The sequence below is a fragment of the Polaribacter sp. Hel1_33_96 genome (genome assembly GCF_002846595.1).
Lineage (GTDB): Bacteria > Bacteroidota > Bacteroidia > Flavobacteriales > Flavobacteriaceae > Polaribacter.
In genome coordinates this window covers 2,745,127-2,770,332 of record NZ_PJMV01000001.1, presented here as the reverse complement: position 1 = coordinate 2,770,332, position 25,206 = coordinate 2,745,127, and the positions used below count along the sequence as shown (strand labels likewise).

At 31.3% G+C, this 25,206-nt stretch carries 16 protein-coding genes and 1 tRNA gene; 8 read left to right on the top strand and 9 right to left on the bottom strand.

Annotated features, from left to right (window positions below; all coding sequences use genetic code 11):
• Positions 1-42 precede the first annotated feature (42 nt).
• On the top strand, positions 43-1,848 hold the full coding sequence (locus ATE90_RS11840; protein WP_036784178.1) for a GNAT family N-acyltransferase: 1,806 nt from the start codon (positions 43-45) through the stop codon (positions 1,846-1,848).
• Between the two features lie 144 nt (positions 1,849-1,992).
• On the top strand, positions 1,993-2,346 hold the full coding sequence (locus tag ATE90_RS11835; RefSeq protein WP_036784176.1) for a phage holin family protein: 354 nt from the start codon (positions 1,993-1,995) through the stop codon (positions 2,344-2,346).
• On the opposite strand, the gene ATE90_RS11830 is transcribed toward ATE90_RS11835, so the two are convergent.
• The 4 genes from ATE90_RS11830 to polA all read right to left on the bottom strand — a co-directional run bounded on the left by ATE90_RS11830 (position 2,343) and on the right by polA (position 8,419).
• Positions 2,343-3,302: an L-threonylcarbamoyladenylate synthase gene (locus tag ATE90_RS11830; RefSeq protein WP_036784173.1), complete on the bottom strand. Its 960-nt coding sequence runs from the start codon at positions 3,300-3,302 to the stop codon at positions 2,343-2,345. The two genes, ATE90_RS11835 and ATE90_RS11830, sit on opposite strands and share 4 nt — an antisense overlap.
• A 39-nt stretch (positions 3,303-3,341) precedes the next feature.
• Complete coding sequence (locus ATE90_RS11825; RefSeq protein ID WP_036784170.1) at positions 3,342-5,018, bottom strand: RluA family pseudouridine synthase; 1,677 nt, start codon at positions 5,016-5,018, stop codon at positions 3,342-3,344.
• 167 nt (positions 5,019-5,185) lie between these two features.
• Positions 5,186-5,563: a hypothetical protein gene (locus tag ATE90_RS11820; protein WP_036784167.1), complete on the bottom strand. Its 378-nt coding sequence runs from the start codon at positions 5,561-5,563 to the stop codon at positions 5,186-5,188.
• A gap of 9 nt (positions 5,564-5,572) precedes the next feature.
• The gene (gene polA / locus ATE90_RS11815) at positions 5,573-8,419 is read right to left on the bottom strand and encodes a DNA polymerase I (RefSeq protein WP_036784164.1); all 2,847 of its coding nucleotides are present in this window, start codon (positions 8,417-8,419) and stop codon (positions 5,573-5,575) included.
• Between the two features lie 322 nt (positions 8,420-8,741).
• On the opposite strand from polA, the gene ATE90_RS11810 reads away from it, so the two are divergent.
• Together ATE90_RS11810 and ATE90_RS11805 are read left to right on the top strand one after the other, a co-directional pair.
• Positions 8,742-9,965 (top strand): metallophosphoesterase, encoded by a 1,224-nt coding sequence (locus ATE90_RS11810; RefSeq protein WP_036784161.1) that lies wholly within the window; start codon positions 8,742-8,744, stop codon positions 9,963-9,965.
• Positions 9,966-10,052: 87 nt separating this feature from the next.
• Positions 10,053-10,346, top strand: a complete 294-nt coding sequence (locus ATE90_RS11805) for a thioredoxin family protein (RefSeq protein ID WP_036784158.1) — start codon at positions 10,053-10,055, stop codon at positions 10,344-10,346.
• A 90-nt stretch (positions 10,347-10,436) separates the two neighbouring features.
• Here ATE90_RS11805 and ATE90_RS11800 read toward each other — a convergent pair whose 3' ends face one another.
• The gene (locus ATE90_RS11800) at positions 10,437-13,553 is read right to left on the bottom strand and encodes a glycosyltransferase family 117 protein (protein ID WP_036784155.1); all 3,117 of its coding nucleotides are present in this window, start codon (positions 13,551-13,553) and stop codon (positions 10,437-10,439) included.
• A gap of 170 nt (positions 13,554-13,723) precedes the next feature.
• Between ATE90_RS11800 and ATE90_RS11795 the strand changes: the two genes are divergently transcribed.
• Positions 13,724-13,795 (top strand) — tRNA-Gln (locus tag ATE90_RS11795).
• Between the two features lie 62 nt (positions 13,796-13,857).
• Here the strand turns inward: ATE90_RS11795 and thrC are convergent.
• The 4 genes from thrC to ATE90_RS11775 all read right to left on the bottom strand — a co-directional run bounded on the left by thrC (position 13,858) and on the right by ATE90_RS11775 (position 20,475).
• Entirely contained in the window at positions 13,858-15,141 is a 1,284-nt protein-coding gene (thrC, locus tag ATE90_RS11790; protein ID WP_101451450.1) for a threonine synthase, read from the bottom strand.
• A gap of 85 nt (positions 15,142-15,226) precedes the next feature.
• Positions 15,227-16,150: a homoserine kinase gene (locus ATE90_RS11785; RefSeq protein ID WP_036784152.1), complete on the bottom strand. Its 924-nt coding sequence runs from the start codon at positions 16,148-16,150 to the stop codon at positions 15,227-15,229.
• Positions 16,151-16,154: 4 nt separating this feature from the next.
• Positions 16,155-18,593: a bifunctional aspartate kinase/homoserine dehydrogenase I gene (thrA, locus tag ATE90_RS11780; RefSeq protein WP_101451449.1), complete on the bottom strand. Its 2,439-nt coding sequence runs from the start codon at positions 18,591-18,593 to the stop codon at positions 16,155-16,157.
• Positions 18,594-18,909: 316 nt separating this feature from the next.
• Positions 18,910-20,475, bottom strand: coding sequence for a hypothetical protein (locus ATE90_RS11775; protein WP_036784146.1), 1,566 nt, complete (start codon positions 20,473-20,475; stop codon positions 18,910-18,912).
• A 131-nt stretch (positions 20,476-20,606) separates the two neighbouring features.
• Here ATE90_RS11775 and ATE90_RS11770 point away from each other — a divergent pair, with 131 nt between their 5' ends.
• The 3 genes from ATE90_RS11770 to ilvD all read left to right on the top strand — a co-directional run bounded on the left by ATE90_RS11770 (position 20,607) and on the right by ilvD (position 25,163).
• On the top strand, positions 20,607-21,782 hold the full coding sequence (locus ATE90_RS11770) for a 2-isopropylmalate synthase (RefSeq protein ID WP_052107500.1): 1,176 nt from the start codon (positions 20,607-20,609) through the stop codon (positions 21,780-21,782).
• Between the two features lie 121 nt (positions 21,783-21,903).
• The gene (leuB, locus tag ATE90_RS11765; protein WP_036784143.1) at positions 21,904-23,025 is read left to right on the top strand and encodes a 3-isopropylmalate dehydrogenase; all 1,122 of its coding nucleotides are present in this window, start codon (positions 21,904-21,906) and stop codon (positions 23,023-23,025) included.
• A gap of 461 nt (positions 23,026-23,486) precedes the next feature.
• Positions 23,487-25,163 carry a dihydroxy-acid dehydratase gene (gene ilvD / locus ATE90_RS11760; protein ID WP_036784141.1) on the top strand — a complete coding sequence of 559 codons (1,677 nt, stop codon included), beginning with the start codon at positions 23,487-23,489 and terminating at the stop codon, positions 25,161-25,163.
• The last annotated feature ends 43 nt before the right edge of the window (positions 25,164-25,206 follow it).

Below are 25,206 nucleotides of genomic sequence, written 5' to 3'. Positions count from 1 at the left end.
TATTTTTTTTACTATTTTTGCAGATAGGTCTAATTTTCACACATGGCATTAGTAACATCTAAAGAAATTGCACAAGTTATTGGTCTCGAGAAGCTTGGTTTTCTCGGTACATTTACAGGTTGGTTACTTATAAAAATTTTGAGGATTTCTGTAATAAACAGCATCTATAATAAGAATAAAGATAAACCTGTTTTAGATTTTTTAGACGGTGTTATTGACGAGTTACAAATTGAATTTGAAGTACCTGAAGAAGATCTTAAGAGAATACCAAAAGACGGTCCTTTTATTTCGGTTTCGAATCACCCACTGGGTGGAGTAGATGGAATTTTAATCTTGAAATTGTTATTAGAACATCGTTCTGATTATAAAACTCTTTCTAATTTTTTGATTCACAGAATTGAACCATTAAAGCCTCATACAATTACTGTAAACCCCTTTGAGGATCATAAAGATGCTAAATCTAGTATTGGAGGAATTAAACAAGCTTTAGGTCATATAAAAGCAGGGAATTCGTTAGGTATTTTTCCCGCTGGAGAAGTTTCCACTTTTAAAGAAGGTAAGTTAATGGTCGATAAGCCTTGGGAAGAAGGTGCTGTAAGATTAATAAAAAAAGCTGAAGTACCTATTATTCCAATTTATTTTCATGCCAAAAACAGTAAGTTTTTCTACATGTTAAATAAAATTAGTGGAACTTTAAGAACGGCAAAATTACCATCCGAATTGCTTAATCAAAAAAATAAGATTATAAAAATAAGAATTGGTAAACCAATTTCTGTAAAGGATCAGAAAGAATTTGAAAACATTAACGCTTTTTCTGATTTTATAAGAAGGAAGACATATATGTTGGCCAATCCGTTTGAAAAAAAGAATAAGATTTTATCTACAGAAAAAATAAAAATAAAAAAATCTTCGAAAGAAATTACGCCTCAAAAAAGTATCGATTCCTTTGCAAAAGAAGTAGATGTTTTAAGAGAAAATAATGGAAGATTATTAGAAAGTAAAAATTATGAAGTTTTTTTTGCCAAGGCAAAACAAATTCCCAATTTACTGCATGAGATAGGAAGGTTGCGTGAAATTACTTTTAGAGATGTTGGTGAAGGAACAAAAAAATCTATTGATTTAGATAAGTATGATCGGTATTATTATCATATGTTTTTATGGGATAGAAAAACTAATTGTTTGGCTGGATCTTATAGAATGGGTCTAGGAAAAGAGATTTACAAAAAGTATGGCATTAATGGTTTTTATGTGCAAACTTTATTTAGAATTGAGCCAGAATTGCATCAAATGATGGAAAACACCATAGAAATGGGACGCGCTTTTATCATAAAAGAATATCAACAAAAGCCAATGCCTTTATTTTTGCTTTGGAAAGGGATTGTGCATGTAACTCTGCGTTATCCAGAACATAAGTATCTCATGGGCGGTGTTTCTATAAGCAATCAGTTTTCAGACTTTTCAAAATCGTTGATGATTGAGTTTATGAAATCTCATTATTACGATCCATATATAGCTCAATATATTTACCCAAAGAAAGAATTTAAAGTAAAATTAAAGGATGATGACAAAGATTTTGTGTTTGACGCGACCAAAGCAGATATGCAAAAGTTTGATAAAATTATTGATGAGATTGAGCCCGGAGCACTAAGGATTCCTGTTTTAATTAAAAAATATGTGAAGCAAAATGCACGTTTAGTTGCTTTTAATGTAGATCCAAAATTCAATAATGCAGTTGATGGATTAATGTATATTAAAGTTGCAGATATACCCGAAAGTACCGTAAAACCCGTAATGGAAGAGTTTCAGGCAGAACTAGAACGTAAAGCTGCTGACCTCCAAAAGGCATAGTTGTATTTATTTTAGTTTAGAGGAAAAATGGCTTGTTTTTAGTAAGTCTGCCAAAAAAGCAGCTGTTATATTTGGTATAATTTTAGCTTTATAGATTTTATATTATTATTATTTCTATGCAGATAGGAATTTAACTTAAATATTATGAAAACCTTTTTAAAAATTTTATTAACGGCTTTAGCAGTGATTGTTTTAGCTAATATTTTACCAGGAGTAACAGTAACAAGTTATGTAACTGCAATTATTGTTGCAGTTGTAATTTCGTTATTAAATATGTTTGTAAGACCGCTTTTGGTATTTTTTACATTACCAGCAACCATTGTAACTTTAGGCCTATTTTTATTTGTAATAAACGCAATTATTATTTTATTAGCAGATAAGTTAATAGATGGTTTTGCTGTTTCAGGATTTTTTACAGCCTTCTTTTTTAGTATTTTACTGTCAATTTTTAGGTCAGCTTTGTTCTCACTATTAAAAGAAGATAAGCCTAATTATTAATGAAATGCCGCTCTTTGTAAACGATCATTAACAGATTTCCCTAAACCAGTATCTGGTAATCTTTCTGCAATAATAACATCTAAATTCAAATGATCTAATTCATGCAAAGCATCATATAATTTTGCTCCAGCTTCATGTAAATCTTTATTTTTAGATAAGATAATTTCATAAGAAATAGCATCACTTTTAAAAGAAGTATTAAAAGTTAAAATTCCGATTTTTTTATTTGGATATTTTTTAATTTCCTTAGTAATTGAAGAAGTTAAGATTGTTCGTGTTAGTGGAGAATAATGTTTGTCTAACATTCCTGGAGCATCAGGATTTTCTTCCTTTTTATTTTTTATTCGAACAGCACCAATTACGGCTTCAATATCCTCCAAAGCTAAAGCTCCTAATCTGTAAATAATTGGTTCATCATCCTCAAAACCTATAATGGTAGATTCAATTCCATTTTTACAACTACCGCCATCTAAAACCATTTTTATATCATTTTTAAAATAACGTTCTACATGAGCTGGTTTTGTTGGGCTAATGTTGTTAAAAGGATTTGCACTTGGAGCCGCTAAAGGAAATGGCAATTGGTTTAAAAGGGTTATCGTTACAGGATGATTTGGTACACGCACGGCAACCGTATCTTTGCCCGCAGTAATAATATCAGGAATATCTTTGTGCTTTTTTAAGACCAAGGTCATAGCGCCTGGCCAAAAATGTTTTGCTAAGATTTTTGCTTTCTTAGGAACTTCAGAAACAATCGTTTCTAAAACATCAACAGAGGAAATATGAACAATTAAAGGATTAAAAAAAGGGCGCTTTTTAGTTTTAAAAATACATTTAATCGCTTTCTCACTAAAGATATTTCCTGCTAAACCGTAAACGGTTTCAGTAGGTATGGCAACCAGTTCTTCGTTGGTTAATAGTGTGATTGCTTTTTGTATGTCTTTAGAAATAATGCTCATAATTCATTTGCAAAATTACGGATTAAATTGATTTATTTTTTAAAAATCAGCAGCAACAGTAAAACTCATTTTTTTATTTGTGAATGGATGCATAAATTCAATAAATTCAGCATGAAGGTGTAATCTATTTGTCTTTTTTCCATACAAATCATCACCAATAATTGGAGTATTTAAGCCGTCTTTATGTGCGGCATGTACTCTTAATTGATGCGTTCTACCTGTTATAGGGTAAAAATAAACACGCGTTTTTCCATTTTCTCTTTGGATGACTTCCCAATTTGTTTTCGCATTTTTTCCATATTCGAAATCTACTAGCTGTTTAGGTCTATCTTCTAAATCAACACGTAAAGGCAATTTTATTGTTCCTTTATTTTCCGATAAATTTCCATCTAATAAAGCCACATAGCGTTTTTTAATGGTTCTATTTATAAACTGACCTTGTAAAATTTTATTAGCTTCTTTTGTTTTGGTCAATAATAAAATTCCAGAGGTAGACATGTCTAAACGATGCACAATTAAAGGACCTTTTGCAGCAGGGTATTTTTCTTTAATTCTGCTATAAACAGAGTCATTTATTTCTTTACCAGGGACAGACAATAATTCTGTGGGTTTATGAACAACAATTAAAACATCATCTTCATAAATAATTTTTAGTTCTTTTTTATCGGCTAGATTTTCTAATAATAAATTATCATCCATGACTACCCCATTGAGCATGTGCGATAAAATAGGTTTACATCGACTCTGGCAAGCAGGATAATAGTTTTTATGTTTTCTTATGGCTAAATTTGGTGAAATACCCCACCAAAATTCTGCCATTACAATCGGCTTTAAATCGCTAGCAAAAGCATAATTTAATAATTTTGGGGCGGAACACTCTCCTGACCCTGCGGGAGGTTTTATTGCTGGATTAGCAAAAATATCTAACAAATTTTTATGCTCTTTTTGTTGATTTAAAAACGAGTATTTACTAAATAATGTCTGTTGTAAATAGTTAGATTTTTCTTTTCGTTCTTTTCTAAGAGCAGTAATTTTATCTTCAAAAATGATTAGTTTTTTGCTGTTTTTTTCAAGTTTAACATCATAATATTCTTGCAGTTCTTTATATAAAAATTGATCATTATAACTTTCTTGCATTAATTTTTTTGTCAGAGCTTTAAACTCTAAATCACCTAAAATTAAAATTGCATTTTTCTTATGAAGTTTTCTGCTAGATTTAGAAAGCTTCATTTTCTTTCTCTGATTTTCTAAACTTTCAGCAATCCTTTTCTTAAGTTTTGTTTGCGTTTTTTTTAAAGCTAAATAAGCTTTATTACTTTCCAGAATAGTTAATTGATTATTAATTTCATCAATTTCTATTTCCCCTTTTATATAAAAACTACCTTCTGTTCTCATGTTAAAAACAGGAGGAACAAATTTTTTCGGCAAACTTTTATCTGCTAATTTTCCAGAAAAAGCTGCGAGATACCCAATTTCATTTTGTTGGTTTTGAACAACTAATACTCCAAACATTTTTCCAATTGGTAAATCAGTTTGAGATGCATCTAATCCAAAGTTATGGGTAAAATCAGTTTGAGATTCTAAATAATCTTGTAATTCTTTTACTGCAATTTTTGCAAGTAAATGTGGTTCATAATAAAACGGAAAGGTAAACTTTTTTGGAGTTTTTATTCCTGCTATAGAAGTGGTGAAATTTTGAAAATATGTCGAATCCAAAAAACAATGATTTTTTTATAAGTCAAAGGTAAAGTAAAAGGCGGAATTAAAAATCGATAAACTTATAGTGTTTTCAAAACATGAATTGTTAGAAAGAAATCCTCATTCTGTTTAATCTTTGACTGTTACTCTAAACTTTAAGTACAATAATTTTTCATGCTTTTTTATCAACTAGCATAGGGAGAAAATAGCAAATCTGTAGGGTTATCAATATCGTATAAATATGTATATCCTTTTGACTCCTTCTTACAAAAAGGTTCTAAAAAATTTATCATTTTTATAAAGCCTTCAATAGTTAAAATGCAGAAAAACGTTTCTTTATCTTTTGTTAATATGCCTTCGTCAGATTTGAATAATCCAAAAATTAGATTGTAGTTAGTGGTGTTTATAAAATCTATTTGCGATAAATCTAGTTTTTGTTTTTTTTCAATTATCATTTCTTTTAATAGATCTCTAAATAGAATTGCTTCGGCCTTGTTAAAGTCGAAGAGACGAACAATGTTTTCGCCTAGACCATTTACATTTTCAATATAATCTAATTCCATTTTTATTTTTTAATGAGCCTCCAACCAATTTTCTCCTATTCCCATTTCAACATCTAATGGAACACTCATTTTAAAAGCATTTTCCATTTCGTATTTTATAATTGGTTGTATGATTTCTAACTCGTCTTTATGTGCATCAAAAACCAATTCATCATGCACTTGCAATAACATTTTTGATTTAAAGTTTTCTTTCTTAAAACGATTATGAATATTAATCATTGCTAGCTTTATAATATCTGCAGCAGAACCCTGGATAGGTGCATTTACAGCATTTCTTTCCGCACCACTTCTAACCATAGCATTTCTAGAATTGATATCTTTTAAATACCTGCGCCTGTTTAAAACCGTTTCTACATATCCGTGCTCTCTGGCAAAATCTACTTGTGCAGACATGTATGCTTTTAATTTTGGATAGGTTTCATAATAGGTTTCAATTAGCTCTTTAGCCTCACTTCTAGACAAATCGGTTTGGTTGCTCAATCCGAATGCTGAAACGCCATAAACAATTCCGAAATTAACAGTTTTTGCATTACTTCTTTGTTCACGAGTTACTTCATTTAAAGGAACATTAAATACTTTAGCAGCGGTGGAAGCGTGAATATCCTCACCATTTTTAAAAGCATTGATCATATTTTCTTCTTCACTTAAAGAAGCAATAATTCGCAATTCAATTTGAGAATAGTCTGCCGCTAATAAAACATAATTTTCATCTCTTGGGATAAAAGCTTTACGCACTTCACGTCCGCGTTCTGTTCTAATAGGTATATTCTGCAAATTAGGGTTGTTAGAACTTAAGCGCCCAGTTGCAGCAACAGCTTGCATATATTGCGTATGAATCCTTCCAGTTTTTGGGTTTACTTCATTTGGCAATGCATCTACATAGGTACTTTGTAATTTTTTATATTGACGGTATTCTTGAATATCTCTTATAATTTGATGGTCTTTTGCCAAGAAGGATAAGATGTCTTCACCGGTTTTGTATTGCCCAGTTTTTGTCTTTTTTGGTTTGGCCACCAATTGCATATTCTCAAATAAAACAATTCCTAATTGTTTAGGCGAAGCAATATTAAATTCTTCTCCTGCTTGCTCGTAAATACTCTTTTCTAATCGGTTTATATCATCAGTCAATGCAACGGATAATTCTTTTAAGAAATCAGAATTCAGATTTATTCCTTCAATTTCCATTGCTGTTAGAACAGAAACTAGCGGCAATTCAATTTGATTAAATAGCTTGGTCACATTTCCGCTTTCTAATTCTTTGGTAAAATGTTCTTTTAATTGAAGCGTAATATCTGCATCTTCAACAGCATATTCTGTTTGCTCTTTAATAGAGACTACTCTCATAGAAAGTTGGTTTTTCCCTTTTTTACCAATCAATTCTGTAATTGATACTGGTTGATAATTTAAATAGGTTTCTGCCAGCATATCCATAGTATGGCGCATATCTGGATTTATTAGATAATGGGCAATCATGGTATCAAACAATTTCCCTTTTACTGGCATATTATAGTTTGATAAAACTTTGATGTCATATTTTAAATTATGACCAATTTTTTCAATTTCTGATTCAAAAAACGGTCTAAATTCTTCTAGAATCGTTTTCGTTTCTTCCTGATTCTCTGGGAATGCAACATAATACCCTTTCCCAATTTCAAAAGAAAAAGCGATTCCAATTAATTCAACTTCTAAGGCTTTTAAACCAGTCGTTTCTGTGTCAAAACAAACTGAATTTTGTTGCATTAATTTGCTAATTAATAATTTTCTAGAGAATGGAGAGTCTATATGTTGATAAAAATGACTCGTATTTTTTATGGTTTTAAATCCGGATGCAACTTCGGCTTCAGAAATACTTCCGGTTCCGGGAGCTGCAAATAAATCAAATTGTCCTTCCGGACTTGAAACTGCTTTTTTAGGGGAAACGTTTGTTTTTTCTTTTGTAGAACTTTCTACTGAATTTGTTTTTACTGCATTTTCAATAGCAAAAGTTCTGGTGAAGTTCGTTAATAAATTTCGAAACTCTAATTCGTTAAAAAGCTCAGTAACTTTCTCAATATTTGGCTGATCTAATTCAAAATCTTTGGCATGAAAAGATACAGGAACATCTAACATAATGGTTGCTAGTTGTTTCGAAAGTAAGCCCAATTCTTTAGCGCCTTCTACTTTTTCTTTCATTTTTCCTTTTAGCTCATGCGTGTTCGCGAACAAGTTCTCCATAGAACCATAAGTGGCTAAAAATTTCTTTGCAGTTTTTTCTCCAACGCCAGGTAAACCTGGGATATTATCTGCAGAATCGCCCATCATTCCTAAAAAATCAATAACTTGTTCTGGTCTTTCTACTCCAAATTTTTCTTGTATTTCTGGTACTCCCCAAATATCGTAACCACCTCCAAAACGAGGCTTATACATAAAAATATTTTCTGAAACTAGCTGTGCAAAATCTTTATCTGGAGTAACCATAAAGGTTTTGTACCCCTCTTTTTCAGCTTGCTTAGAGAGGGTTCCAATAACATCATCAGCCTCAAAACCTTCTTTTACCATAATAGGTATGTGCATGGCTTTTAGAATCTCTTGAATGTATGGCACTGCAATTTTAATTGCTTCTGGAGTTTCGTCTCTGTTGGCTTTGTAGGCTTCAAACATTTCTACCCTATCTACACTTCCGCCTTTGTCAAAACAAACTGCTAAATGATCAGGTCTTTCTCGTTTTATTACATCTAAAAGAGAGTTCATAAAACCCATAATGGCAGAAGTATCTAATCCTTTGGAATTAATTCTCGGATTTTTTATAAATGCGTAATATCCTCTAAAAATTAATGCAAAAGCATCTACTAAAAAAACTCTTTTTTGATCTGACATTGTATGTTAAATTGTGGAATATAAAACTACGAAACTTAATTTGGCTGATAAAATAGTATTCGTGATTTTATGAATCAAAAAAAATAAATAATTTAAGCAAAGAAAAAGTATGATATATATGCTTGGATGATTTGATAAAAGATGAATATATATATAAAAGACCAAAGAAATTAAAAAAAACTAAAGCTCTGAGGCTAAATCATAAGGGAAGCTCAATTTAATTATAAACTTAAACTCATAAATTTTCGGCATTTATTGTTAAACTCTTCTAAAAACTAAATTAGTAAACCATTAAAGAATTAAATTTGTAAAAACTTTTTTTATGTCTCGTTGGATTTTCCCATTAATTATTGTAACGATATTAATTATTGTAGTTGAAATTTATACATTTCAAGCATTTAAAATAGTTTTAAAAAGTAAAATTGTACGTTATTCCTTTTTATTAGCTAGTGTTGCGGTATATATCAATTTTTTTAGTTTAGTATTAACCTATTCAAGAAGCGATGGACAAACACCTCAATTTCAAATGGCCATGGGCTTGTTGTTAACCGCTTCTATTCCTAAATTAGTGATTATCATACTTCTTTTTGGAGAAGACATTTATCGATGGATTTTAAAGCTAATTTCTGCAATTTCAAATGGAGAAACTAAATCCTTAGAAGGAAGAAGAAAATTTATTTCGCAATTAGCCTTAGTGCTTGCTGCATTGCCGTTTTCTGCTTTCGCTTATGGTATCATTCAAGGAAAATATAATTATAAAGTAATAAAACATCAGCTATCTTTTGACGACTTACCGGAGGCTTTCGATGGCTATACAATTACACAAATTTCTGATATTCATTCAGGTAGTTTTACCAACAAAGAAAAAATACAGTATGGTGTTGATTTAATCAACGAACAAAAATCTGATTTAATGTTATTTACAGGAGACATTGTAAATAATACAGCAGATGAAATGACTGATTGGATAGATGTTTTTTCTCAGCTAAAAGCGAAAGAAGGAAAATATTCTATCCTAGGAAATCATGATTATGGAGATTATATGGATTGGGGATCCCCTGCAGATAAAATTAAAAATTTTCAAGAGGTAAAAAACATACACAAAAAAATTGGTTTTGATTTGTTGTTAGATGAGCATCGTTATTTAGAAAAAGGCGGACAAAAAATTGCGCTTTTGGGAGTAGAAAATTGGGGGAAAGGATTTAACCAAGCAGGAGATTTGGAGAGAGCGTCAGCAAATATTAAAAAAGAAGATTTTAAGATTTTAATGAGTCATGATCCCAGTCATTGGGAATACAAAGTAAAACAAGACAAGTTTAATTATCAATTAACTCTAAGTGGGCATACGCATGGTTTGCAAATGGGTATTGAAATTCCTGGTTGGTTTAAATGGAGCCCATCGAAATATGTTTACAAACAATGGGCCGGATTGTATCAAGAATTCGGTAGATATATTAATGTAAATAGAGGTTTTGGATACCATGCATTTCCTGGAAGGGTTGGTATTTGGCCAGAAATTACAGTCATAGAACTGAAAAAAGCCTGATAATCAGCTTATTCAATAAGATTTATTATATTTGTGGATTAAAATTGAATAGTTTAGTGATTTTAATTTCATTAAAAATTTTATGTTATGACAAAATTTGGAGAATTAATTAGTGTCGATAAACCTGTTTTAATTGATTTTTATGCAGATTGGGATGAGGTTGAAAATAGTATTGATACCTTAAGGGACGTTGCTGCAGCTTTAGGAGATAGAGCAAAAGTGATAAAAATTGATATTAAAGAAAATGAAACACTAGCAGATGCTCTGCGGGTTAAAGGAAATCCTACTTTTATGATTTATAAAAATGGAAAAATGAAATGGCGCCAAACAGGTTTTCAAGATGCTAATACTTTAATTGGTTTGGTACAACAGTACGTTTAAAATTTAGTTTCTAAATATATAAATTAAAAAAAGCCCAATTCTAAAGACATTAATATGTTTTGAATTGGGCTTTTTTATACTTTTTCTTAATTATTCTTCTTCTGGCATAATATGACTAAACAAACTAATTGTTTTGTTAAAATCTTCTTGCAGCTCTGTTGTAAAAGCCTCATCCGTGTCATATTTAGTAACTTGATCTATGATTCCTCGATATAAATATCTAAAAGTCATATCAAACTCATCAAAAATCATGTCAAATTCTTCTGCAGAAAAAGTACTAAACCATACTAATTTATCTTTAAACAGGGTGATTAAAGTCTTTGCAGTTGCTCTTGCTTTTTCTTTTTGTCCCAGTTTATAATACATTTCTGGGTATTCCATGGATAAGCTGTAGTGATCAAAATCTTTAATTGGTAATTTCTCAATCGATAAATCTAATACTTCTAAAGCATTTAAAGTATCGCCTTCTTTTGCAAAAGCAGCAGATAAACGCATTAAGCTATTTCTTAAAGAAATTGCATTTCTTTTAGTTTGCTCGTCTAAATAAATTTTACCATCATTAATATTTCTCCAATTCCATTTTTGTACATTTTTGTACATTTTTTGGGCATCTATTCTGCCAATATCAAATAAGCTTAATTCTCTTTGTAATTCTCCTTTTTGATTATATGTTTTTGTAGGTGTTTTTATTGGTACAAATTTAAAAGCAACACCATCGAGTTGTAAATAATCTTTTAACCAAATATATTCACTATCCGTATTAGAACCACCAGTAAAATAAATTGGACGTTCCCAATTAAAATTATTTAGAATATCTAGCATTAAAAGGGTGTTCTTAGCCAAAGCTCTGTCCACAGTAATATCAATATAAGGGACAATTTTATCTGCATCTTTTTGAGCTACAATTCCGTATTTTAAAACATTTTCTTTGTTAACAGGAATTCTTATTTTATTAGTTGGAAGCATTTTTTCAGGATTTCCATCTTCATCTAAATCATAAAAAGTTTTCTTACTATCACTTCTAACCCATTTCATATAGGTCTTTAAATCGATAACAGAATCTTTTAGATTCGGAAATAATTCTTGAAAATAATAAGCAACATCTAATGTTCCATACTTATATTCATCATGTGTTAATTGCGATGGAATAGGAGGTGCGTTATAAGTTGCGCGTTTCATTTGATCTATATACCAATCGGTTTGAAAAAGACTTGTATTGACCAATTTTACATCTGTTCTAATGCCTTCTACTTCTTGCATATACCACAGAGGAAACGTATCATTATCGCCTATGGTAAACAAGATTGCATTTGGGTCACAACTTTCTAAATATGCTTGAGCATTTAAATGAGTTGTGTATCTATTTGAGCGATCGTGATCATCCCAGTTTTCAAAAGCCATTAATGATGGAACTGCTAAAAAAGAAATAAATGTTACTGCAATAGCTATTAATTTTTGAGGACCAAAACTTTTCAAATAGTCATACAAAGCAAGCACGCCAAAGCCAATCCAAATGGCAAAAATGTAGAAACTTCCTACAATTGCATAATCGCGTTCTCTTGGCTCAAAAGGTTTTGGATTTGTGTAAAAAATGATCGCAAAACCAGTAAAAGCAAAAAACAAAAAGAGAGCAAAAAAGTTTTCTTTATCCCATTTTATTTGATACAATAAACCTATGATTCCTAGAAGCAGTGGTAAAAAATAATATTTATTTCGACCTTTATTTTCTAAAACTTGAGGAGGAAGTTTCTCTTGAGACCCTAATCTAACTTCATCAATAAAGTCAATTCCACTTAACCAATTACCATTAAAAATATCTAAATTACCTTGAATATCATTTTGACGCCCAACAAAGTTCCACATAAAATATCGGCCATACATATAACCAAACTGAAAACTCATCATAAACTTAATGTTCTCGGCAAAAGTTGGCCTACGTTTGCTGTTTTCAGGAATACCAGCAATGGCTTTGTACATTTTTTCTGAAGCAGGGTTTACCATTCTTGGAATAAAACCTTTGTGTTTATCCGACCAATTAGGAAGTACATCTTTATAAACATTTACAATAACATACTTACCATCTTTTTTTTCATACTTAGGTTTATCATCCTTTGTAGGGTTTGTAGCGTCTTGCTCTCTGCTATACGTATTTGAGTAGTATGTATCGTAAAAAACATTTGCATCTCCATATTGTTCTCGTTCATAATACGCTAGTAATTCACGAGCACTTGATGGATTGTTTTCGTTAATAGTAGTATTTGCATTGGCTCTTATGGGCAACATCATCCAAGAAGAAAAACCTACCATAATAAATAATAGAGAAAGTAGTAATGTATTTGCAGTTACTTTTCCTGTTTTTCTGGTGTATTTCAATCCAAAATAGAACAATGCAACTAAAATAATTGCAGCAATTATAGATCCTGAATTGTAAGGCAAACCAATCGAATTAACGAAAAATAATTCTGAAGCGCTAAAGAATTTTAAAGTGAACGGAAATATAAACTTAAATACAAGTAACAAAACGAATACAGAAACAAAAGTAGCAATGGCCGTTGTTTTTAGGTTAATAGTTTTATAGGTTTTAAAGAAATACAACATGACAATGGCAGGAATTACTAGGAGAGAAAGTATATGAACTCCAAAAGATAATCCGACAACAAAACTTATTAAAATCAACCATTTATTCCCCCTTGGGTGATGCAATTCGCTTTCCCACTTTAAGCCTAGCCAAAATAATAAAGCCATTAAAAATGAGGACATTGCATACACTTCTCCCTCAACAGCACTAAACCAAAAACTATCAGAAAATGTATAAGTTAAAGAACCAACTAAACTACTGCCAAGAATGGCGATATATTTTCCGTCTAAGATTTCACCTGTTTTTGAAGCCAATTTTTTTGCTAAATTGGTAATTGTCCAAAACATAAATAGAATGGTAAAAGCACTTGCTAATGCAGACATAAAGTTGACCATTTTTGCAATTTCAGTAACTTCAGAAGTAAACATAGCAAAAAAGGCTCCTAACATTTGAAAAAGAGGTGCTCCTGGAGGATGCCCAACTTCTAATTTAACAGAAGTCGATATGTATTCTCCACAATCCCAAGCACTAACAGTTGGCTCTATAGTTAGTGTATAGGTAATTAATGCAATGGCAAATGCAACCCATCCTAAAATGATATTCCATTTTTTAAATTTTTCTGATGTCATAATTTACTAAATAATCTATGGCGAATTTACTAATAAATATGTTTAAAAGAAGGTTCTACAAACTTTTCTAAATACAGAATACCTCATAAAAATATGTTAAACTTAAAAATAATAAAAAAATGTTTGTAAAATTAAAAGATTAGATTAGATTTGCACCCGCAGAAAAGCATTGGCCTATGGTGTAATTGGTAACACACCGGTTTTTGGTACCGACATTCAAGGTTCGAGTCCTTGTAGGCCAACAAAAAGACCCTAATAAATTAAATTTATTAGGGTCTTATTTTTCTAATAGTTTTTGATTAGATTATTTCATTAAAAAATCTTTCAAGTCTTGATAGCTAGCTGCTTTTATTGAAACTTTTTCCTTATTGATTATTTTCTGAATTTGCTGTGGTATTTCAACTTTAACAGGCAGTGTTGCTTCAACAATATCTAAAAATTTCACAGGATGTGCAGTTTCAAGAAAAACACCAAATTCGTTTTTTTTTAATCCGTGTTTTTTTAAACCTAAATAACCAATTGCTCCATGGGGCTCTGCAACATATCCAGATTTTGTATAAATTTCTTTCATTATAGCTTTAGTTTTATCATCCTTAAAACTGTATGAAGAAAAGGTGTTTTTAAGAGCTTCTATGTCGTTATTAAATAATTCTTGTATCCTAATAAAGTTACTTGGGTTTCCAACATCCATAGCATTAGAAATTGTTGCTTTTGATGGTTTAGGGTTGTAAACGCCCTCTTTTAAATAATTAGGAACTGTATCATTTACATTCGTAGAGGCCACAAAATGTTTGATCGGTAGGCCCAATTTTTGAGCCATAACCCCTGCACAAATATTTCCGAAATTTCCGCTAGGAACTGAAAATACGAGATCTTTATGTTTTTTATGTAATTCTTTATAGGCAAAGAAAAAGTAAAACATTTGTGGTAACCAGCGTGCAACATTTATAGAATTTGCAGAGGTTAGTGCTTTTTTAATTTCTTGATCTAAAAAAGCAGTTTTTACCATTTCTTGACAGTCATCAAAAACTCCATCTACCTCTAAGGCTGTAATATTTTGACCTAAAGTAGTTAATTGTTTTTCTTGGATATCACTTACTTTTCCTGAAGGGTATAAAATAACAACTTTAACACCTTTTGCACCTAAAAAACCATTGGCAACAGCACCACCTGTGTCTCCAGAAGTAGCTACCAGTACTGTAACTTCATCGTCATTGTCTTTATTAAAGTACTCTAAACATTGAGACATAAATTTTGCCCCGACATCTTTAAATGCCATTGTTGGTCCGTGAAACAATTCTAAAGAAGCTATGTTGTCATCAACCTTAACTAGAGGAAAATCAAATGAAACCGTTTTTGCAACAATTTCTTTTAGTTTTTTAGTAGGAATCTCATCACCGACAAACTGTTTAATTACTTCGTAGGCAATTTCATGATTTGTAAAATCAGAAATATTATTAATAAAGTCTTCAGAAAGTTTAGTGATGTTATCTGGGAAATAAATTCCTCTGTCTTTTGCTAAACCTTGAATAACAGCGTTTTTAAAACTTGTTTTTGGTGATGTATGATGCAAACTGTAATAGTTCATTTATTGTTTGTTAGTAATTTCGATAGAAACGAATATCTTTTTATTCAGTGAGATTTCTCTAGTTACGCTTCCTTCGTAATGATGGTTAATTTATTATTTTTATTCCTTCTTGATTTACTTTTGAAATAAACATTTCAAAATCAATTTCGGTATTTTTATAACTTTCTTGGACGCTATTATACACCTTTTGTGCAACTTCATCGCCTTTACATAGGGCAAAAATTGTTGGTCCAGAACCACTAATTCCCGCACCTAAGGCTCCTGCCGAAATCGCACTGCTTTTTACTTCATCAAAAAACGGAATTAATTTTTTGCGAGCAGGCTCTGCAACAACGTCTATTAATGAATTACTTATTAAATTGTAATTATCGGTATATAAACCGCTAATTAAACCTCCAACATTTGCCCATTGAGTCACTGCGTCTTTTAATGAGATTTTCTCTGGCAAAACTGCTCTAGCATCTTTTGTTTTTATCGCTATTTGTGGATGAATGGCAACAACTCTCAATGCAGTTGGAACCGGTAATTTTATAATTTCTAAAGGATCATAACTTCTTACCAAAACAAAACCTCCGTATATAGCGGCAGCAACATTATCTGCAATTGGGGTTCCACAAGCAACTTTTTCCCCAAACATTGCAAATTTTGTGAGTTCTAGTTTAGGAAAAATATTTCCTAATAATTGATTTGCACCAAAAGCAGCACCCGCAGCACTTGCAGCACTGCTTCCTAACCCACTTCCTGGTGAGAAGCCTTTATGAATTGTGAGCTCAATTCCAAAATCAGCGTTTACTTCACTTAACATTTTTTTCACAACGGTACTTGCTGCATTTTCGTCAACATTATAGGTTAAATCTGCACCAGTAATATTGGTTATCTTAACTCCTTTTTTATCTGTTTTTGTAAATGTCATCTCATCTCCAATAGCATCCACAGCAAAACCCAACGAATCAAATCCACAAGAAACATTAGCAACAGTCGCAGGGGCAAATATTTTTAAATAATCCATGTTTTTATTGATTTGAAATTCTAATTACATCTGCAAAGATACCAGAAGCAGTAACATCTGCACCTGCACCGGCCCCTTTTATTAATAATGGATTTTCAGGATATCTATCCGTAAAAAATAAAACAATGTTATCACTTCCCTCTAAATTATAAAAAGGATGATCTACAGCAATATGTTGCAGACCAACATTTGCTTTTCCATCAATAAATTCTGCAACATATTTTAAACGACAGTTTTTATCATTTGCTTCTTTAAAAATTTGCTGAAAATGAGCTTCATTTTTTGTTAGTGAATTATAAAAATCTTGATTGTTTGTAGTTTTTAAGCTTTCGTCTGGTAAAAAAGCATTATTAGAGATGTCTTCTAATTCTAATTGATACCCACTTTCTCTTGCTAAAATTAAAATTTTTCTAGCAACATCAATTCCGCTTAAATCAATTCTTGGATCAGGTTCTGTAAAACCTTCTTTTTGTGCTTGAGCAACCACATCATGAAATGTTGAGTCCTCATTAAAATTATTAAAAACAAAGTTTAAACTTCCAGATAAAACAGCCTGAATTTTATGAACTCTATCTCCAGAATTAATTAAGTTTTTAAGTGTATCTATAATTGGTAAACCCGCGCCAACATTCGTCTCAAACAAGAAAGATGCATTGTATTTTTTAGAAACACGTTTTAACGTTTTGTAATTGTCAAAACTAGATGCACACGCAATTTTGTTACAAGTTACCACCGAAATACTTTCACGCAAATACTTTTCATACACTTCAGAAACTTGCTGATTTGCGGTATTATCTATAAAAACACTATTTCTGTGATTGCTTTCTTTTACTTTTTTATAAAAGCTATCTAAGGTCGCTGGCTCTCCGTTTTCTAAGTTTTCTTTCCAGTTACCTAAGTTAATGCCGCTATTATCAAAAAACATTTTTCTAGAATTAGCAATTCCGATTATTCTAATATTTAATTTTAAGTTGTCTTTTAAAAATTTCTTTTGTTGTTGCAATTGGGCTAATAATCGTTCTCCAACATTACCTACACCCGTTATAAATAAGTTTAGTTGTTTCGTTTTTTCTTCAAAAAACTGCTCATGTAAAGTATTTAAAGCTTTTTTTGCGTCATATTTGTTGATCACAGCAGAGATGTTTTTTTCTGATGAACCTTGCGCAATTGCTCGAACATTTACATTGTTCCTTCCTAAGGCACTAAACATTTGTCCGCTTAAACCTTGGTAGTTTTTCATACTTTCGCCAACAACAGCAATTATTGCTAGATCATTTTCTATTATAATTGGCTTTATTTTTTTTCTTTCTATTTCTACATTAAAAGTTTCGTCTAAAAGATCTTTTGCTTTTGAAGCATCATTTTCATACACCCCAACACAAATTGAATGTTCTGATGAAGCTTGTGTTATAAAAACAACATTTATTTTTTGTTGAGAAAGTGTTTCAAACAACCGTTTAGAAAAACCAGGAATTCCAATCATTCCACCACCCTCTAAGGTAATTAAGCTAATGTCTTCGATATGTGAAATTCCTTTAACTTCATTGCTGTTTTTTGGGTCTTTACAAATTAAGGTTCCAGAACTTTTTGGATCAAAAGTGTTTTTAATTCGAATCGGAATTTCTTTACGTAAAGCTGGTTGGATTGTTGGCGGGTATAAAACTTTTGCCCCAAAATGCGACAGTTCCATAGCCTCTTCATAAGAGATTTCTGAAATTGGAAATGCTTGTTTTACAACTCTTGGGTTTGCAGTAAACATACCGCTAACGTCTGTCCATATTTGTAATTCATCAGCATTTAAAGCAGCGGCATAAATGGAGGCAGAAAAATCTGATCCACCTCTTCCTAGTGTCGTTGTCTCTCCTTCAATATTTGATGAAATAAAGCCGCCCAAAACAGTAACTTGATGCTCATTTTCTTCAAAAAAGGATGTAATATTAGTATTGGTAATTTTAAAATTTACTTGGGCATGTAAGAAGTCATTATTCGTAATTACTAATTGACTACTTTTTTTGTGAGTGGCATCAAACAGCTCCTTGGCAGCATTTGCAATGATGTATGAAGAGAGTTTTTCTCCAAAGCTAGAAACTTTTGCAAGTGTTTTGTCGGACAATTCTTGTAGTAAAAAAACACCTTCATAGATCGATAATAACCGATTAAATAGAGCAGTAACTTCTTTGCTTACCTCTTTATTATTTGTAGAAATTAAATCATCAATAACCTGATAATGTAATTCCTTAATCGTTTCTAAAATTTCAATAGCGCCTGTAATATCCTTTAAAGCTTCATTCGCTCCAGCTAACAAATTGTCTGTAGTTTTTCCGAATGCAGAGACAACCACTGCGACTTTGCTGCTTTTTGATGTGTTAAAGACGATGTCTAAAACTTTTTTTATGTTTTCTGAGTTGGCTACAGACGAGCCTCCAAATTTTAATACTTTCATCTTTTATGATAGATAGATTGTGTAATTATTTTTATAATTGTTTTTTTTGTTTTTGCAAAACAATAAATAACCTAAGCGATATAAATATAGAATAACCCCTAAAGGGTTGTGGTTGTGGTAGTTGTGCGAATATAAGCGTGCGTAGAAACACAAAATAAGGCCGTAGTTTTAGAAGCGTTTATATTTATTTTATAATAATTCACAGTACAAAAATAGAGGTATTATTTATTTTGATTGGTTTTAGTGGATATTTTTTTAGATTTCTCTTGAATTAATGTGATTTTCGCAAAAAAAACAATGCCAAAATCAAAAATTATTATTGTTTAAGTTTATTTTTTATTTTTTCTTTAATTATAATGGCAATAGGTTTGTTTTGTATTTTACTCTCTAACCATGATAAAATATCTAAGTATAAAAAAGCTCTTTTTTCATAAGGATGCTCTTCGTACTTTTTTAATTTAGTATGAATTTTCTTGAATTCATTTTTTATTTCATGCGGAAAAACATCACTTAAATCTCGAATAGAAGTTAGAAAAACTTTTTGTACTTCTTGTAGGTTTTCCATTTTGAGTAAAAACTTATAAGTGTCTACAAACTGTCTTTCTAAATCATAATCTAAACCACATTCATAATGTGCAATCAAATTTAAAACCCTTGCAAAGCACTGTAAATCTTCTGCGGAACCTAAATTTTTAGACTTTATGATTTTTTGTAAATATGCTATACAAAGTTCATTTTTGCCCATTCCAAAATACAAACAAGCAATCTTATAATATAGCATAACTATGTAATGATTGTCGAGTCTGTTTCCGTAATTTTCAATTTTGTTGTTAATAATCTCAACTAAATATTCACCCTCAGAAAAAGTGGCTTCTAAGAAGTGTAGGTGCAACTTATTGGCGTATAAATATTCAAATATTAAAAGTTCTGTATTTGTGTTTATCGGAATGATTTTTTGCTCAACTTCTTCTTCAAAAGAAGCCAATTCTTTTTTGAAAGTAGCTCTTTTTTGCACAAAAAAGGAAGCCTCTAATAAGTAGTTTTTGCCTTTTAAGTAAAAAACAGGATGTAAGGAAATATATTTTTTATCTTCCTTAAATAAATCTACCCATTTTCTAGCATATTTATAGCTATGTAAAAAATCTTGACATAGAAAACTAAACCATAAATGAGATTTGTATAGCCATAATTTCTCTCTAAAACCAAAGGTTTCAAAATCATATTTTGGAAGTTTACTATAAAAATAGTTCTTTATAAACTCTAATTCTTTATTGTTTTTTACATATCCATTTTGTAATAAATAACTGTATAGTTGTAACGATAAATTAGACAATTTACTTGCAATTACATTTTGCTGACTTAACGTTTTCGCTTGAATTGAAAGCAGGTCTGCTCTATTGCTTAAACTTCTGGTAATGTATTGTGTTTCAATTACTTTCTCCAGTTCTACAATTTCGTAAGCAATGTTTTTTTCTTCATTTTCTAAAGCTAAATTTTTAGCTTTATCCAATAGCTTTAAACTTTGCTTATACAGTCCTTTTTGATATAACACAGTTGCAAAATCTAATTGCTCTCTAATTTGAATTCTAATATTTTTATGAGCAGGATTCAAACGCAGACTGATTAATATCTGCTTGTATAAATGAGCTTTTAAATTAGAAAGTTGTTGCTTCGTAACAATACCACTATTGATAATTACTTTTTCATCATATACTTTTAATTTTTCTAAAAATTTAAAAAGCGAAAAAAACTTTGCATCTACATTACCCTCTAATCTACCAACATAAAGGTTAAACTGTCTTTTTTCAGACTTTGTTAAAGATTTAATTAGGACAAAAAGAGCATCATTTTGATGATTGGCTAATGTAACAATTTTACTCATAAATTACTGATAATTAAATAGTTGTATTTTCAATAATTGCATTAGAAATCGTACAAGTTAGTATGTGAAAATATCTATTGAGATTGCAATATATACATTTGATTAAATATAAAGATAATCTTTACAAAGTTATGCAGGATAATAAGGTACACATTTTTGATACAACACTAAGAGACGGGGAGCAAGTTCCTGGTTGTAAGTTGGATACGAAACAAAAATTGGTAATAGCAGAAAGATTAGATTTACTTGGTGTAAATGTTATAGAAGCAGGTTTTCCAGTTTCAAGTCCAGGAGATTTCAATTCTGTTGCTGAAATTGCTAAAATTGTAAAAAATGCTACAGTTTGTGGTTTAACAAGAGCTGTTGAAAATGATATAAAAGTAGCTGCAGAAGCATTAAAATACGCAAAATATCCTCGAATACATACCGGTATCGGAACCAGTGATTCTCATATACAATTCAAATTTAATTCTACCAGAGAAAAAGTAATTGAAAGGGCGGTGAAAGCAGTTTCATATTCAAAATCTTTTGTTGATGATGTAGAGTTTTATGCAGAAGATGCAGGAAGAACAGATAATGAGTTTTTGGCAGAAGTTTGTGAAGAAGTAATTAAAGCAGGTGCTACCGTTTTGAATATTCCTGATACAACAGGTTATTGTTTGCCCGAAGAATACGGAGCAAAAATGAAATATCTACGTGAAAATGTGAAGGGCATTGAAAACGTAATTCTCTCTTGTCATTGTCATAATGATTTAGGAATGGCGACAGCAAATTCTATTGCAGGGGTTATTAACGGAGCGCGTCAAATCGAATGTACCATCAATGGAATTGGAGAACGTGCAGGAAATACAGCATTAGAAGAAGTGGTAATGGTGTTAAAACAGCATCCATATTTAAACTTAGAAACAAGTATTAATTCAAGATTGCTGTATGATACAAGTATCATGGTTCGCGAAAGCATGGGAATGCCGGTACAACCAAATAAAGCAATCGTAGGGGCTAATGCATTTGCTCATAGTTCTGGAATTCATCAAGATGGCGTTATAAAAAACAGGGAGACTTATGAAATTATGGACCCTGAAGATGTTGGTGTTACAGAAAGTGCCATTGTTTTAACCGCGAGAAGTGGAAGAGCAGCTTTAGCGTATAGAGCTAAAAAAATAGGATATGAATTAACTAAAATTCAGCTAGACATCGCTTATAAATCTTTTTTAGAAACTGCGGACAGACAGAAAGAAGTAAAAGACGAAGATATGCATGTAATTATGAAAGAGGTTAATAAAATTTCTAAAATTGCAATGCTGTAAAATAAGGAATTAAACTAGGCTGATTCTTCAAAAGAAGTTATACGAGTTCGAACTTTTTATCCATTTATTATTTTTAATTACCTTTGATAAAGTGAATTTTTTTAAAGATTAGAAAAGTAAAATGAAATTAACAATTGCTTTAATTCCAGGAGACGGAATAGGTCCAGAAGTAACTGCTCAAGCGAAGAAAGCATTGGAAGCAGTTGCAGAAGTATACAACCATATTTTTTTATATACAGAAGCTCAGATGGGAGCCTGTGCTATTGAAGCAACAGGGAATCCTTTGCCAGATGAGACGATAAAAATTTGTAAAAAGGCAGATGCTATTTTATTTGGTGCAATTGGAGATCCAAAATATGATAATGATCCAACCGCAAAAGTAAGACCAGAACAAGGCTTATTGCGTTTGCGGCAAGAGTTAGGTTTGTATTGTAACGTGAGGCCAGTAAGGGCTTACGAGAAGTTAATTAAAAATTCTCCTTTAAAAAGAGAGGTAATTCTAGGTACAGACATCGCAATATACAGAGAGCTAAGTGGTGGAATTTATTCAGGAAACAAAGAATTAAGTCAAGATAAACAATCCGCTTTTGATGTTTGCTCGTATACCGTTGAAGAAATTTCTAGAGTAGCACATTTGGCTTTTAAAGCAGCACAAAATAGAAAGAAGAAAGTAACTTTGGTAGACAAATCAAATGTGTTAGAAACCTCTCGTTTGTGGAGAAAAACAGTTACAGAGATTGCTAAAAAGTATGAAAATGTTGAGTTGGATTTTATGTTTATTGACAACGCAGTCATGCAAATTATCTTAAATCCTAAACAATTTGATGTAATTCTTTCCGAAAATTTATTTGGTGATATTCTTTCAGATGAGGCCAGTGTAATTGCTGGTTCAATCGGTTTATTGGCGTCTTCTTCAATTGGAGAAAAAACAGCGCTGTTCGAGCCAATTCATGGTTCTTATTCTCAAGCAAAAGGAAAAGACATTGCAAATCCTCTGGCATCAATTTTATCCGCAGCAATGCTATTGGAACATGTAGGTTTGCATGAGGAAGCAGATGCAATTCAAAGAGGCGTTGAAAAATCGTTGGCTTTGGGTATAACTACAGAAGATATAAAGGGTAAAAATCAATATTCAGCATCTACATCAAAAGTAGGTCATTTCATTGCTGATTATATTGCAAATCAAGAAGACAGTAATATGAATTTTCAAAATATTCATATGGGGCAAAGTACTATTATTTAGTCCTTTTTTTAGACGCTATTTCCAGTTTTCATTACTTGTTTTTTTGAAAAGACAAAAAAATTTCAAACAGACCATTAGATCATAGTTAGACTAGTTTATCAATTTTAGTCAATAAAAAGATTGAATTAGTTATGTCCTTAAATAAAAATTTATAATTTTTGATAAATGAAAAAACAGATTATAAATATTATTTCTATTATCATAGTCATCGTAATTAGTGCGACATGATCAGGAAGTGATATTTATATCCTAACATTAAATAGAACCTTCTTGTAAAAAAGAAGGTTTTTTTATGAATTTATTTTTATGATTGAGTGTCATAATTAATTATATCTAAGTATTTGATTTAAAGTTAATTATGTAGTTAATTTAACACCTGAATTTAAAGAGTTTTATTGAATGTTGTAAGTTTAAAAGAGGGAAACTTAGTAATTTAGACAACAAATTGAAGAATACAGTAAATGAATCTAAACAAACATAGTAGCAGATTAACGCAAGATGAATCTCAACCTGCCTCACAAGCAATGTTATATGCCGTTGGTTTAACAGATGAAGATATGCAAAAGGCACAAGTTGGTATTGCAAGTACAGGTTATGACGGTAACCCTTGTAATATGCATTTAAATAATTTGGCTGCAGAGGTAAAAATTGAAAGCAAAATTGCTGGTTTAGTCGGTTTAGGATTTAATACGATTGGAGTTTCAGACGGAATTTCTATGGGGACTTCTGGCATGAATTACTCATTAGCTTCAAGAGATATTATTGCAGATTCGATTGAAACAGTGATGAATGCGCAGAGTTATGACGCATTAATATCTGTGGTGGGTTGCGATAAAAATATGCCTGGAGCTGTAATTGCAATGTTGCGTTTAAACCGCCCATCCATAATGATGTATGGAGGTACAATTGCATCAGGGAATTACAAAGGAAGAAAACTTAATATTGTTTCTGCTTTTGAGGCTTTAGGTCAAAAAGTCGCCGGAGAAATTGAAGAGGAAGAGTATAGAGAAATTATAAAAAGAGCAATTCCAGGAGCCGGTGCTTGTGGAGGAATGTATACAGCAAATACAATGGCTTCTGCCATAGAATGTATGGGCTTTGCATTACCTTATAATTCATCAATTCCCGCAGAAAATCCGAATAAATTATCTGAAGCAGAAAGAACTGCTTTGGCAATAAAAAACTTATTAGAATTAGATTTAAAACCTTTGGATATTATCTCTAAAAAATCTTTAGAGAACGCTATTGCTATTGTAAATGCTTTAGGGGGGTCTACAAATGCCGTATTACACTTTTTAGCGATTGCACATGCTGCTGATATTGAGTTTACGTTAGAAGATTTTCAAAGAGTAAGTGACCGAACACCATTAATTGCAGATTTAAAACCATCAGGAAAGTACTTAATGGAAGATGTTCATGGGGTTGGTGGAACGCCTGCAATTATGAAGTATTTATTAGATAATGGGTATTTACATGGTGATTGTTTAACAGTAACTGGTAAAACATTAGCGGAGAATTTAGCAAGTGTTGAAGCAATGGAATTTGATGAGCAAGATGTAATTTATCCAAAAGATAAAGCGTTAAAATCATCAGGAAATATTCAAATAATCTATGGAAACCTTGCGTTAGAAGGAGCCGTTGCAAAAATTTCAGGAAACGAGGGATTATTATTTGAAGGAAAAGCCGTTGTGTATGATGGTGAGCAAGCTGCAAATACTGGAATTTCAAACGGAGAAGTAGAAAAAGGAGATGTAGTTGTTATTAGATATGTAGGCCCAAAAGGAGGTCCTGGAATGCCAGAAATGTTAAAACCAACTTCGTTAATTATGGGAGCAGGTTTAGGAAAATCGGTAGCTTTAATTACAGATGGACGTTTTTCTGGAGGAACCCATGGTTTTGTAGTTGGTCACATAACACCAGAGGCACAATCAGGAGGAGCAATTGGAATTTTAAAAACGGGAGACATCATTAGAATTAGTGCGGAAGACAACTCTATAAATGTTTTAATTTCTGATGAAGAATTGGCAGCAAGAAAAGCAAATTGGGTGGCACCGGCATTAAAGCATACTAAAGGAATTTTATACAAATACTCAAAATCAGTAGCATCAGCGTCTAAAGGATGCGTTACAGACTTATAAAAAAAGATCGATATTCTTAAATACGCAGGAATTTAAAATAAAT